A 12,153-nucleotide genomic window follows, 5' to 3' on the forward strand; every position below is an offset into this window, starting at 1 on the left:
CAAGATCGCGATTGCGCCGCTTTGCACTCTGACCGCCCAGACAATGGTGGTACGGGCATTCGCCCGGCACTGCCATGAGAGGAGCGGCCGTGAACAAGAGCAAGCGCATCGCCATCAGTCTGGTCGCGGGCGTGCTCGCTGCTCTGCTCTGCATGGTTTACGGCTCGTCGATCCGCTCGCAAGCCGAACGGGTCCAGGCTGAGACCTTGGCCAAGTACGGTGGCGATCGCGTCGAGGTATGCGTCGCGGCGCGCGATATCGATGTGGGCGAGACCCTCGATGAGACCAATGTCATAACCCAGGAATGGCTGACGAGCCTGTTGCCGCGTGACGCGGCGACCGAGCTGCGCCAGGTGCGCGGCGACGTGACGACTTCGCGTATTCCCAAAAACGCCGTGATCTGCAATGTCTACACCAAGGCCGAGAGCCACAAGCTCGAGGTGCCTAAGGGCAAGGTTGCCGTTTCGGTGGCGGTCGATGCCGAGCACTCGGTCGGCGGTGCTACAGGCGTGGGCAGCTACGTGGATGTGTATGTGCAAAAAGACGGCGTAACCGATCGACTGTGCGGCGCGCACGTGATCGATACCAGTGAGGATTCCGGTGCCACGCGCGAGGGCAAGATCGAATGGGTGACGCTGGCGGCTGACCCCGAAGACGTCAAGGAACTGCTGGGAGCCTCGGGCAAGGGAACGGTCAGCTTGACGATTCCCGCCACGGCGCGCGGCAAAAAGAGCGGAGGCGACGAGTGATGAAGGCGATCTGGCTTGCGTGCTGCGCGTGCGGCGATTACGGGCTGTTGCAGCGGGAAGTCGAGGGCCGTGATGCGGGTGCACAGGTGCTTCGCGTGGGTGACCTGGACGGGCTGATTTCCATGGCGCGGGCGTTTCCGTCGCGCCGCGGGGCTGCCATCATCGCGGCGTCTCTGTTTGATACCGAAGATGTGCGCAAGACTGTTGCGCGCCTGACGGCCGAAGGCCGCGTGAGTCGCGTGGTCGTGTTGATAGAAGCGCTCGATCCGTCGGATATCGAGGGACTGTTTCGCGCGGGGGCGACCGAGGTCATCGCTGCGCACAGCATATGCGGCAACGGGCGCGCGGGCGAGGGAGCGGTTGATTCCGATCGGCGCATGACGATTGAGCCCGATGCTTTTGTTGATAGGGAACCCGGGGCGCCTCGCGCTACAAGAGGCCCGCGTGTTGATGATTATGGAAAAGCGGAAGCCGAGCATGGTCGGCGCCCCCGGAACCCCCTTGTATACGATGACGCTGGAGGGCCGGCACAGCATGCTGGCGACTCCCCGGCTGTAGATATGGGATACGTGCACGGCGTGAATCTGGCGGATGAACTCGACGAAGTTGAGGGCTTTGCCGGGTGCGGCGAGTTGTCGCTGATGCAGCATGAGCAGATTGCACAGAACGAGCCTGCCTTGCAGACCGAACAAGCTGCCATGCCGGCTTGGACGCAGCGTGTGGTTGCGGCGGGGGAGACGGGGACGCTGTCGCCGACGCCCGCCCCGCCGCCTCCGATGCCGCCGGCAGACGCTGCCGCTCCGCAGCATCGAGCTCCGGTCATCTGCGCCATTTCGGGTTCGGGCGGTTGCGGCAAGTCGACGATCGTTGCCACCATGGCACACATATCGTCGCTGTTGGGCTTGCGTGCCGCCGTGCTCGACCTGGACCTGATGTTTGGAAACCTTTACGACTTGTTAGGCGTCGATGCTCCGCGCGATATGGCGGCACTTATCGAGCCGTCGGCGGCGGGCGCGCTCACCGAGCCGGATATCGTAGCCACATCGATGCGCGTGGCGCCGGGCGTTACGCTCTGGGGTCCCGTCGCGGCGCCCGAGCAAGCCGAGCTCATGGCACGTCCGGTGGAGCTATTGCTTGATGTCCTGCGTCGCGAATCCGACGTGGTCTTTATCGATACCTCGGTCTTTTGGGGCGACGCCGTGGCGGCTGCGGTGGCGGCGAGCGACCGTTGCCTGGTCGTTGGCGATGCGGCGGTGTCGTCCGCGACATCGGCATCGCGCGTCATTGAACTGGCAAGTCGAGTAGGTGTGCCGCGCACGCGCATGAGCGCCGTGTTCAACCGGTTCGGTGCGCGCGGGGCAGACGAGGACGTCGCCATGCGCTTTGAGATTGCCTGTGCGTTGAGCTCCAAGATTCGTATCGCCGATGGCGGGCAGGATCTCGCCGCGCTCATGGCGTTTGGGCGCGCTGACGAGGCAGTGGGTCAGACGAGCGCTTTCGCGACCAGCGTGCGCGAGGCCACGCGCGAGATGCTCGTGGAACTGGGGTGCGCCGTCGGCCCTTGGAGCGATATGGTCGCCGACCGTGCAACGCGCACCGAACGCCCGCGTATCCGCCTTCCCTGGTCGCGCGAGGGTGATCAGCGATGAGCCTGCAAACGAGGATTAAGGCTGCCGGCGCTGCAGCGGCTGCAGCGCCTGTAGATGCGGGGCGTCGTCGCGCGGTGAAACGACGCACCAAGCGCGCTGTGATGGACCGCATGGGTTACGACGAAGTGGCGCGTATCAGCGCCTATATCGACCCGGCGCTTGCCCGCTCGGAATTGCGTCCCGCGGTGGAGGCGGCGCTCAATGTTGAGGAACCGACCGATCTCGCGACGTCCGAACGCGAGACCATCATCGACGAGATTTTGGATGACGTGGTGGGCCTGGGGCCGTTGCAGCCGCTCATCGAGGACGACACCGTTACCGAGATCATGATCAACGGCTGCCGCTCGGCCTTCTTTGAACGCGGCGGCGTCTTGTACCCTATCGAGCATGCGTTTGAGGATGATGAGCAGATCCGTGTGCTTATCGACCGCATCATCTCGCCACTTGGCCGCCGTATCGACGAGCGCAGCCCCATCGTCAACGCTCGCCTTAAAACGGGCTATCGCGTCAACGCGGTGATTCCGCCTGTGGCGATTGACGGACCGATTCTCACCATCCGAAAGTTCTCGGACCGCATCTGCTCGCTGGACGAGCTTGTGGGGCTGGGGTCACTGCCGCTTTGGTATGCGCAGCTGCTGTCGTGCGCGGTGTCGCTGCGACAGGACCTGGCGGTTGCGGGAGGCACGGGATCTGGTAAGACCACCCTGCTCAACGCGCTGTCATGCGAGATTTCCACCGGCGAGCGCATCGTGACGATCGAGGACTCTGCCGAGCTCAAGTTTGCGCATCATCCGCACGTGGTGCGCCTAGAGGCGCGCGAGGCTTCAATTGAGGGCGAGGGCGCGGTGACGATCCGCGACCTGGTGACCAATGCCCTGCGCATGCGCCCCGACCGCATCGTGGTGGGCGAGGTGCGCGGTGCCGAGTGCTGCGACATGTTGCAGGCCATGAATACGGGCCACGACGGGTCGCTCACCACACTTCATGCGGGTTCAGAACAGGAGACCGTGGTGCGTCTGACGTTGCTTGCACGTTATGGCATCGATCTGCCGAGCGAGCTCATCGAGGAGCAGATTGCCATGGCGCTCGACGGCATCGTGATGTCCGAGCGCCACGCCGATGGCAGGCGCTTCGTCTCCTCGTATTCGGGGGTGCGTCGCGCCGCGTCGGGCGGCGTAGAGCTCGAGCGCTATGTGACTTTCGATGCCGCCGAGCGCACCTGGGCGCTTGACCGCGAGCCGCCGTTTATCGCAGAAGGCCTGCGGTCGGGGACGCTCACACAAGAGGAGGTGGACGAATGGAGGTCGCTGTGCCCCTCGTCGTAGGGGGTTTGGCAGGGTTTTCTGTTGCGACGGCGTGCGGGGCGGAACCTCGTGTGCCGCAGGTACCGCCGGCGGAGCTGGCGCGTCAGGCGCTCGAGACGGTGGCAGAGAAGCTGCCGCGTGAGCTGGTGGAAAACGATCCGCTGAAAAAGATCGCCCGTTCGTGGGCATCGCTGGCTCCGGCGCGTCGCCTTGGCCTCGCGATCGAGGATGCTTCGGGGCGTTTGGCGTTTCTGCTGCTATCGAGCGGTGTCTGCTGCGTTTTGCTAACGATGGTGTCGTTATCGCCCCTCGGATTTGCCTTGGGACTTGTTGCTCCGTTTGCCGTTGGCGCCGCTCGGGATGGCTTTGAGAGCCGGCGCGAGCAACACGATGCAGAAGAGGCCATGCCCGAGGCGTTTACCGCACTTTCCATGTCGCTTGCCTCGGGACATTCGCTGGCCCAGGGCATGCGCTTTGTGGGCGCTCATGCGCAAGAACCGGTGCATACCGAGTTTTTGCGGGTGGCGGCGGCGATCGATTGCGGCATCTCGGCGACCGACGCGCTCGATGACTTGCTCGTGCGCATCGACGCCCCCGGTCTTTCGCTTGTGACCTTGGCGCTTAAGGTGTCACAGCGCACCGGCGCTCCGCTTGCCGACTTACTGTCCGAGGCGTCGAGCATGGTGGGGGAGCGCATTGAGCTCAAGCGCCGCCTAGATGTTAAGACGTCGCAGGCCCGCATGTCTGCGCATATGGTCGCGGCGATGCCGACGGGCATGTGCGCGGTGTTGGCGCTGCTTTCGGCAGATTTTCGTCGCGGTCTTGCGACGCCTGCCGGCGCGGGCGCTGTGGTGCTGGGTCTTGCCCTCAACGCCGTTGCCCTGGTGGTTATCAGGCGCATTATGCGGGTGGAGCTATGAGCGCCCCGGTTGCAGTTGCGGCTTGCCTGTGCGCTCTGAGTGTATTTGTCGCGACGGGTTTGGATCGGGCGGATGCACGCAAGATCGCAGAGGCCTGCAAGCGCGAGGCGGTGCTGGTCGCTGCCGCGGGTCGCTCGGTGGTCGATGCTCTGACCGCGCGAATGAAGGGCGCGGTTGGAGCGGGCGGCCCGGCGCGAGTGTCGCTCGGCGAAGTGTCCGAGATGATCGATGTTGTGCGCTTGGGTCTTTCGGCCGGTCTTTCGTTTGATGCGGCGCTTGAGATTTTCTGCGCCAACCGCCGGTCAGTGCTGGCTCTTCGACTTGAGCGGGCCTGCATGGCGTGGCAGGTGGGCGTGGGCACGCGTGAGGACGAGTTGTTGGCCGCCGCGCGCGACCTGGACGTGCGAGCGCTCGAGACCTTTGCCATCACGGTGGGACAGGCGCTCGCCCTGGGTGCCCCACTTGCCGAGACACTGGCCGCTCAAAGTCGCGAGATCCGTGCGGCTCATCGCGCCGCGGTCGAGCGCGAGATCGAGCGTGCGCCCATCAAGCTGCTGATTCCCACCGGCACACTCATCTTGCCGGCGTTGCTTCTGTCCATATTGGGCCCGCTGTTGGGAGCAGGCGGGATGATGTAGGGAGGAATACATGAACACGATGACTGACGTTGCTGGCAAGGTCTGGAGCTGGGCTGTTTGCCAGTCAATTCGCGCTCGCCAGCATGCCGGGGAGCTACTGCAGGAGGAGAGTGCGCAGGGCACCACCGAATACGCCATCTTGGTCGGCGTGCTCGTGGTGATCGCCATCATTGCCATTGTCGCATTTAAGGGCAAGGTCCAAGATCTATGGAACGCTATCAGCGAGGGCATCAACAGCCTGTAGAGGGCGAGCGCCCCATCGGGGTGCTGCTGGTGTTTGCTTGCCTGACCGTGGCGATAGCGGCGGTGCTTTGGGGGCTTAACGCCGCGCGGCAGCAGCGTCCTGGGGCCGCCTTCGATTCGGGCTCAGATTCGGCGGTGGCGTCTCAAAAAGATGAGATGCGAGATGCGGACGATTCGGATGTCGCTGTCACGGCGCAAACCTTTCTGCGGACGCTCGACAAGCGGTCTGGCACTGCGACGGATTCACCTGAGGACAACGCGATTGCGGTCCGGCTTGCATGGTCCGAGGACCGACCGATGACCGAGGCAGCGGCGGATATGTTACGCGCCTACCGCGAGGTGCCAACGGCCCAGCTCGCCCTGAGCGGCTATCTCGATATTAAGGGCAACGTATGGGGCGCCATTGTGCGCGATGGGCGCGGCTGGGTCGATATGGTGACGGTTGCCGCGGATGCCGGCGATGCCTCGTGCCGCCTGCGCGTGATCCGCCTGAGCCCGCAGGCATCGAACTCAAAGGAGGGGTCGTGAAATGCATGACGTCCTGCGCGAGGAATCTGCCCAGGCGACGGTCGAATACGCCATCGTCACGGTGGCGCTGCTTTCCATCGTGCTGGCGATCGCGGGGCTTTGGCGTGCCGGTGCCGACGGGCGCTTGGCGGCGCTGGTCGAGCGGGCGGCATCCCATGGCGTTGCCTCGACGTCGGTTATCGACGCCGCTGCGGGTGCTAAGGACATCGCGTTGTATTGATATCGCGCGCGAGGACCGGGCGCAGTCTACGGTCGAGGCCGCTTTTTTGCTGCCGACGTTTCTGATGCTCATCCTTCTCGCACTGCAACCGGTGTGCCTGCTCTATACGCGCGCGGTCATGGAGTCTGCCGCTGCCGAGACCGCGCGGCTCATGACCACGACGACGGCGGAGGACGACGATCTTAAGGAGTTCACCCGCCGCCGGCTTGCCGCAGTGCCCAACGTTTCGATCTTTCATGCCGGCGGGCCGTTGTCGTGGGATATCGAGCTTGGTCGGGCCGATGCGGGTGGCGTCTCGTCCGTGTCCGTTTCCGGCGAGGTCAAGCCGTTACCTGTGATCGGTGCGTTTGCGCAGGCTATGGGTGGTACCGCCGAGGGCGGCTACGTTGAGCTCAAGGTCGATGTCTCGTATCAATCACGTCCCGAATGGCTGGAGGGAGATTATGGTTCGTGGATTGCTGCATGGGATTAAGCGTTTCTGGTCTAGACGCGTTTTGACGCGCCGTCCGAGCTGCCATCGCAAGCGAGGCGGCTTTATGGGTCGAGCCGGTATCGACCTGTTTATCGAAGACGGTGCCTACACCACGCTTTCCTCTGCCGTGGTCATCCTAGTGGTGCTCACGTTGCTGTTTTCGTCGACCGCGGCGATATGGAGCATGTCACGCGCCGGAGACACCCAGGTGGCGGCCGATAGCGGTGCGCTGGCGGGCGCCAACGTGGTGTCGTCCTATCACACAGCCGCCACGGTGGTGGATGCGAGCATTTTGAGTTTGGGCCTGGCGGGGTTTGCCACGATCGGCACCGGCTTGGTTGCCATTCTCATTCCAGGCGCCGAGGTTGTCGGTAGCGATATCATCGATACGGGAACCCAGATCATTAAAACGCGTAACAAGTTTGCCAAAAGCGCGGCAAAGGGCCTGCAAAAGATTGAGACCGCCTTGCCGTACCTGGTTGCCGCGCGTGCCATGCAGGCAGTATCGGCGCAGGATACCGACGGCGTGACCTATACCGGTACGGCGCTTGCCGTGCCCAGGACATCCGAGTCGGATTTTGTTGCGCTCGAAGGATCCGAAATCTCGACCGATGCCATTAAAGATGCGTCGGAAGATCTGGAGCGCGCGGCCGAGGAGCTACAAAAAGCATCGGAGGAGACGGCGAAGGCCAAAGAGCGCGCCTGGCTAGCGGATTGCGGTGGATCGGATAAAGGTTCGGTCGGCAGCTGTTCGTGTATGTGGGAGCGCGCAAAAAGCCTAACGGATCTCTCCGGTGTTCATAATCCGCATTACTCATCGAGCATTACGTGGGAGCCTCAAGTTGCTCTTGATCGCTCGAAGGACTACTACCATCGGCGTCTGGCAAATGAGAAGCCCCAAGGCTCGAGTGTCGAGATGAAGGCAGAGTCTGCGGCGCGTAAGGCGTTTTATACCTATGCGAGCGCGGAAGTCGATCGGGCATATATAACCGAGAACGGAGACAGGGTTTCCTCCTATATTCCGCTGCTGCCGCGCAACTCTGATGAGGTTCGGGCGACGGAACTCTATACCGATGCGGTGTGGCCGACGAGCGTGAACGATGGCAAGGCGTATCTGCATTACGGGACGACCTGCCCTAGCTATAAGAAAGGAACGCCGAGCGGATTTGCTTCGGTTGCCGATTACGATGGGCAAGATAAATGCAGCAAATGCCATTTTGGCGTTTCGTCGCTTGGTGCTGTTGCGGCGCCTTCAACCTCTATCGAAAACGGCTTCGAGTATCACTTTGACAAGTTTAAAGACGCCCTGGAGGACTACGTCGACTGTCGCAACAAGGAGCTTGAGCTCGAGCGTCAGACCGAGGACGAAGCCGACCGTGCGGGCAATGCGTTCGATACCGCCATCAAAGAACTATCCGGTGAGCGTCCGCGCATCGCCCCGCCCGGTCGCAACGGCGTGGTCGCCTTTGCGGTCTCGGGCGATGTCACGAGTCCCGACGAGCTCAACTCTTCGTTTAACACGGCAGTTGAGCTTGGCGATCGTGGTGCAATTTCTGCTGCAGTGCTGGCGCCCGATGATGCGACGGCACAGAATAACGTTCTCTCGCGGTTTTTCTCGACGCTGGAGGAGCGTTCGGGCGGCGTTGCCGGCGTGCTCGATGGCGTTATGGATGTTTGGGGCCGCCTGCTTGTGGGGTACGGAGACATCCAGGGTGCGGCCGACGAGCTTATGGGAGAGCTGATCGGTGGCTTGGGAGGGGGTGGCGGCGCGTTGGGTTCCATCGCGTCCTGGCTCGGTGACACCGTCTCGTCCTCCGTGGCGGCGCTGGGACTCGAACCATGCGATTTACGTCTGCGAAAACCGGTGCTGACCGATACCGCCAATGTCATCAAAAGTCCGGGGTCCGATATCGCGGGCATCTCCAAAACTCAAAATACCCTGCGAAAAATCCCCTTGGGCGTGACTGACCCCAAGGCACTTTGCGAGGCCTTGGAATATCACGTCGAGCGCACCATCAGCGGCGCGGTGTTCACGCTTGCGGAGATCCCGCTGCCGGGAGGCGGCTCCATCCCGCTCACTGTCGATGTTGCCACGCTGGTGGGAGCTTTTGGCGGTGGGTCGTAATGGGCATTCGCGCGGGCTTGCGCGAGGAGCGTGCCCAGGCGACGGTCGAGATGGCCGTGGTCACGCCTGTCCTGCTCGTGCTGGCTCTCGTCGCGTACAACGTTATGATCTTTGCCGGCGCGGTCGCGCGCTTCGACCGCGTGGTGCCCGACATCGTGCTGGCGCACGCCGTGGCGCCGGGCGGGGAGGGTGACGAGAGCTCCATTGACGCTTCCGCGACCGTTCAAGCTCAGATTCAGGATGCCATGGAGAGATATGACCTACAGGTTGAGGTCTCGAGCGAGCAAGGCGCGGCGTCATCGGATGGTGGCCTGCTCTCTCTTTCTGGCACGTTTAGGACCTATACCTGCACCATGCACTACGAGCCGTGGCCGAGTTCGCTGAGCATCGCCGGCGTTTCGCTGGGGGCGCCGGCCGTGCTCACGCATGAGCGCGCGGTGACGGTCGATCCATGGCGTCCGGGGGTGGTCATGTGACCGCGGTCTCGTCCTATATCGCCTACGCGCGGGCGCTCAACAGGTTGGGCTGGACGCCGGCCGAGTTTGTGGTGGCGGAGTCGTTTACCGTGCGTCTGCGCGGCATGCTGGGACGGCGTCCGATTGCCGCCAGCGGACTGCCGTTTGTCATGGCGTTTCCGCGCTGCTTCTCGGTTCACACCTGCCTTATGACCTATCCCATCGACATCGCCTTTATCGATCGCAACGGCAATGTCCTTGCTTGCTGCGAAAACGTTCGCCCCTGGCGCACGTGCTCCCACCCAGGCGCCTGGGCAGTACTGGAGCGGCCTTCCATACTCGCTATACCTCCCGCCCTCCAACAAGTGCCGGCGTAAGAATTGGCGACAGCGGACTTTCGTCATACGAAATTTGGTAAGATGGAGGAGAAGATGCATGGATGTTGAGATCCATCCGAACGCCAAAAAAACACTTGACGGAAAAGCAGGTGCTTGGTGCCTGGTTCGCGGTTACTGAGTGCATTCGCCGCGAGTCGGAGGACGAGCCGCCGAGATGGCTTGCCATTGGATGGCTTCCAGATGGTCGAAGTGTGGAACTTGTTGCGGTCGAACTAATTCGTGGATGGCTCATTATTCATGCCCTGTCTCCGGTTCAGAAGAAATTCTGGCAAGAGATCGAGCGAGCTCGGCAGAGGGGTCGATGATGGGCAAGACGTATACGGCCGCTAATGGTCAGGTTGTAACGGATGAAATGATTGACGCGTGGTGCGAGTCGTACGAGCGCGGAGAGTTTCCGGATGGCGAACACACCGTTGGTGGGATCGTGCGTGGACGGCCCCCGCTCTCAGGTGAGGGGACGGCAACGCTGTCGGTCAAGATTCCTCTGGGAATGAAGGAGGCCATTCGTCGACGGGCGGCTGCCGAGGGGATGACGCCAAGTGAGTTTGCCCGTGCGGCTCTGAGCGAAAAACTTCTTGCTGCCGGCTGATGCCTCTGACGTGCCGATTTATAGAACCGAGGCTGTGCTCAAAAACTTTTTTAAAATTCTCGGTTGACCGGAACGCGTCCTTGGTTATACTAATCAAGCCTTGAAACAAGGCACACCTCAAATGGCTGGGTAGCTCAGTTGGTAGAGCAGAGGACTGAAAATCCTCGTGTCAGGGGTTCGATTCCCTTCCCCGCCACCTTGAATTGACTAGGACCTCTGCAAAGGGGTCCTTTTCTTTTATACAGCCCCCACATGGAATCGAACCCCGTGAGGGCGCGGAGCTGAGTAAACGCGTAAGCGTTTGCCAGCGCAGCTCGCAAGGCGCGTAAGCGCCACAGCGGTCCGTCCGCGCAGCGCGCGGACGCGATTCCCTTCCCCGCCACCTTGAATTGACTAGGACCTCTGCAAAGGGGTCCTTTTCTTTTATCGAGGGCTCTGCGAAACTGCGTCCCGGAATTTGGCTTCAGAGTGGGATGCGTTTTCCGCTTTGAGGCCGCTTGGGAAAGCGCGACCCGGAATCCGGCGTCAGAATGGGATGTGCTTTCCTTTTGCGGTCTTTGGCGGAAACTGCGTCCCAGATCCCGCGCTCAGAACGGGATGCGCTTTCCGGCGCGTACTTCCGACGTGCGTGCACATCTCGGCGCGCCATCTCGGGCCCGCTCAGACATTCCTCCCGCTTTTGCGCCACTTTACAGACCGTTCGGTCGTCTGTCCGCACGCGCGGGTATACTCAAAACGATACTTTTCCTATGCAATACGATGCAGGCTCGGCCTGCACGATCCGAAGGGGGCAGTGATGGAGAGGATACTCGGCGTTAATCTCTCTGGCTGGTTTATTCCCGAGCCTTGGGTGACCCCGTCGCTATACGCGGCGACCGGTGCATCCAATGCGGCCGAGCTGCAGGAGGCCATGGGCACCGCCGCCTATAACGAGCGCATGCGCCGTCATTACGAGACGTTTGTGAGCGAGGATGATTTCCGTCGCATGGCGCAGATCGGTCTCAACGCCGTGCGCCTGCCGGTGCCTTGGTATGCCTTTGGCTCACAGGAGTCCGATGCCTCCTACATCTCGGTTGTCGATTACATCGACCGCGCGATTGAGTGGGCTGCCAAGTACAACATTCGCGTGCTGCTTGACCTGGCAACTGTGCCCGGTGGCCAGGGCGATTCCAACGATTCGCCCGCCACGCCGGAGGCTGTTGCCGAGTGGCATTCGTCCACTAACGGCCGCCATGTCGCACTCGACGTGCTCGAGCGCTTGGCCGAGCGTTACGGCGAGGCCGAGAGCCTGCTGGGCATTGAGCTGCTGGATACGCCGCAGATGAGTGTCCGCAAGAGTCTCTTTGCCATGACGGATGGCATTCCGGCTCACTACCTGCGCAATTTCTATCGCGATGCCTACGAGCTCGTCCGTTCGTATATGCCCGAGGATAAGATCGTCGTCTTTTCGTCTTCGGGGCATCCCAGCGAGTGGAAGCATTTTATGCGCGGCGCCAAGTACAAGAACGTCTACATGGACCTTCACCTGTACCATTACCGCGACGAGTATGCGCTCGATATCACGAGCCCCCGCGGGCTGACGACGGCGATTTCCCGTAACAAGCGCGAGCTTAAAGAAGCGATTTCGACTGGGTTCCCCGTGCTGGTGGGCGAATGGTCGGGCGCGGCGATTTTTGCCAACTCGTCGGTTACGCCCGAAGGCCGCAATGCCTACGAGCGCGTGTTTATCGCCAATCAGCTGGCTTCGTTTGCGCCGGCTGCCGGTTGGTTCTTCCAAACGTGGAAGACCGAGAAGCGCATTGCAGCATGGGACGCCCGCGCGGCGCTCGGTACGCTCGAGCGCGGCATGATTGAATAGGTTGA

14 protein-coding genes and 1 tRNA gene are annotated in these 12,153 nt (G+C 62.1%); all 15 read left to right on the forward strand.

Going from position 1 to position 12,153, the window contains the following annotated elements; genetic code table 11:
• Nucleotides 1-89 precede the first annotated feature (89 nt).
• The 15 genes from cpaB (at nucleotide 90) to CSV91_RS09115 (ending at nucleotide 12,148) form a co-directional block, all read left to right on the forward strand.
• Entirely contained in the window at nucleotides 90-749 is a 660-nt protein-coding gene (gene cpaB, locus CSV91_RS09045; RefSeq protein ID WP_232049602.1) for a Flp pilus assembly protein CpaB, read from the forward strand.
• Entirely contained in the window at nucleotides 749-2,398 is a 1,650-nt protein-coding gene (locus CSV91_RS09050) for a nucleotide-binding protein (RefSeq protein WP_099432616.1), read from the forward strand. Before cpaB ends, CSV91_RS09050 begins: the two co-directional genes overlap by 1 nt.
• Nucleotides 2,395-3,723, forward strand: coding sequence for a CpaF family protein (locus CSV91_RS09055; RefSeq protein ID WP_022094028.1), 1,329 nt, complete (start codon nucleotides 2,395-2,397; stop codon nucleotides 3,721-3,723). The genes CSV91_RS09050 and CSV91_RS09055 overlap by 4 nt, the downstream gene beginning before the upstream one ends.
• Before the next feature lie 50 nt (nucleotides 3,724-3,773).
• On the forward strand, nucleotides 3,774-4,622 hold the full coding sequence (locus CSV91_RS09060; protein ID WP_232049603.1) for a type II secretion system F family protein: 849 nt from the start codon (nucleotides 3,774-3,776) through the stop codon (nucleotides 4,620-4,622).
• Nucleotides 4,619-5,260, forward strand: a complete 642-nt coding sequence (locus tag CSV91_RS09065) for a type II secretion system F family protein (protein ID WP_006235093.1) — start codon at nucleotides 4,619-4,621, stop codon at nucleotides 5,258-5,260. Before CSV91_RS09060 ends, CSV91_RS09065 begins: the two co-directional genes overlap by 4 nt.
• 10 nt (nucleotides 5,261-5,270) lie before the next feature.
• A complete protein-coding gene (locus CSV91_RS09070; RefSeq protein WP_006235091.1) occupies nucleotides 5,271-5,504 on the forward strand; it encodes a hypothetical protein in 234 nt (77 codons plus the stop codon).
• On the forward strand, nucleotides 5,468-6,031 hold the full coding sequence (locus CSV91_RS09075; protein WP_147579406.1) for a hypothetical protein: 564 nt from the start codon (nucleotides 5,468-5,470) through the stop codon (nucleotides 6,029-6,031). The genes CSV91_RS09070 and CSV91_RS09075 overlap by 37 nt, the downstream gene beginning before the upstream one ends.
• Nucleotide 6,032: 1 nt before the next feature.
• Nucleotides 6,033-6,251 carry a hypothetical protein gene (locus CSV91_RS10065; protein WP_147579407.1) on the forward strand — a complete coding sequence of 73 codons (219 nt, stop codon included), beginning with the start codon at nucleotides 6,033-6,035 and terminating at the stop codon, nucleotides 6,249-6,251.
• On the forward strand, nucleotides 6,187-6,723 hold the full coding sequence (locus CSV91_RS09080; protein ID WP_099432619.1) for a TadE/TadG family type IV pilus assembly protein: 537 nt from the start codon (nucleotides 6,187-6,189) through the stop codon (nucleotides 6,721-6,723). The genes CSV91_RS10065 and CSV91_RS09080 overlap by 65 nt, the downstream gene beginning before the upstream one ends.
• Before the next feature lie 64 nt (nucleotides 6,724-6,787).
• On the forward strand, nucleotides 6,788-8,848 hold the full coding sequence (locus tag CSV91_RS09085; RefSeq protein ID WP_099432620.1) for a hypothetical protein: 2,061 nt from the start codon (nucleotides 6,788-6,790) through the stop codon (nucleotides 8,846-8,848).
• Nucleotides 8,848-9,324 carry a hypothetical protein gene (locus CSV91_RS09090; RefSeq protein ID WP_099432621.1) on the forward strand — a complete coding sequence of 159 codons (477 nt, stop codon included), beginning with the start codon at nucleotides 8,848-8,850 and terminating at the stop codon, nucleotides 9,322-9,324. The genes CSV91_RS09085 and CSV91_RS09090 overlap by 1 nt, the downstream gene beginning before the upstream one ends.
• Nucleotides 9,321-9,680: a DUF192 domain-containing protein gene (locus CSV91_RS09095; RefSeq protein WP_232512976.1), complete on the forward strand. Its 360-nt coding sequence runs from the start codon at nucleotides 9,321-9,323 to the stop codon at nucleotides 9,678-9,680. The genes CSV91_RS09090 and CSV91_RS09095 overlap by 4 nt, the downstream gene beginning before the upstream one ends.
• Nucleotides 9,681-10,005: 325 nt before the next feature.
• On the forward strand, nucleotides 10,006-10,290 hold the full coding sequence (locus CSV91_RS09105; RefSeq protein ID WP_099432624.1) for a ribbon-helix-helix domain-containing protein: 285 nt from the start codon (nucleotides 10,006-10,008) through the stop codon (nucleotides 10,288-10,290).
• Nucleotides 10,291-10,413: 123 nt separating this feature from the next.
• A tRNA-Phe gene (locus CSV91_RS09110) sits at nucleotides 10,414-10,486 on the forward strand.
• 600 nt (nucleotides 10,487-11,086) lie between these two features.
• Nucleotides 11,087-12,148, forward strand: a complete 1,062-nt coding sequence (locus CSV91_RS09115; RefSeq protein WP_099432625.1) for a glycoside hydrolase family 5 protein — start codon at nucleotides 11,087-11,089, stop codon at nucleotides 12,146-12,148.
• The last annotated feature ends 5 nt before the right edge of the window (nucleotides 12,149-12,153 follow it).

Source organism: Collinsella aerofaciens (assembly GCF_002736145.1).
GTDB lineage: Bacteria > Actinomycetota > Coriobacteriia > Coriobacteriales > Coriobacteriaceae > Collinsella > Collinsella aerofaciens_A.

Coding starts and splice junctions, on each gene's coding strand:
- CSV91_RS09050 (WP_099432616.1), top strand. CDS start 749: ATGAAGGCGATCTGGCTTGCGTGCTGCGCGTGCGGCGATTACGGGCTG.
- CSV91_RS09055 (WP_022094028.1), top strand. CDS start 2,395: ATGAGCCTGCAAACGAGGATTAAGGCTGCCGGCGCTGCAGCGGCTGCA.
- CSV91_RS09065 (WP_006235093.1), top strand. CDS start 4,619: ATGAGCGCCCCGGTTGCAGTTGCGGCTTGCCTGTGCGCTCTGAGTGTA.
- CSV91_RS09070 (WP_006235091.1), top strand. CDS start 5,271: ATGAACACGATGACTGACGTTGCTGGCAAGGTCTGGAGCTGGGCTGTT.
- CSV91_RS09075 (WP_147579406.1), top strand. CDS start 5,468: ATGGAACGCTATCAGCGAGGGCATCAACAGCCTGTAGAGGGCGAGCGC.
- CSV91_RS10065 (WP_147579407.1), top strand. CDS start 6,033: ATGCATGACGTCCTGCGCGAGGAATCTGCCCAGGCGACGGTCGAATAC.
- CSV91_RS09080 (WP_099432619.1), top strand. CDS start 6,187: ATGGCGTTGCCTCGACGTCGGTTATCGACGCCGCTGCGGGTGCTAAGG.
- CSV91_RS09085 (WP_099432620.1), top strand. CDS start 6,788: ATGGGTCGAGCCGGTATCGACCTGTTTATCGAAGACGGTGCCTACACC.
- CSV91_RS09090 (WP_099432621.1), top strand. CDS start 8,848: ATGGGCATTCGCGCGGGCTTGCGCGAGGAGCGTGCCCAGGCGACGGTC.
- CSV91_RS09105 (WP_099432624.1), top strand. CDS start 10,006: ATGGGCAAGACGTATACGGCCGCTAATGGTCAGGTTGTAACGGATGAA.
- CSV91_RS09115 (WP_099432625.1), top strand. CDS start 11,087: ATGGAGAGGATACTCGGCGTTAATCTCTCTGGCTGGTTTATTCCCGAG.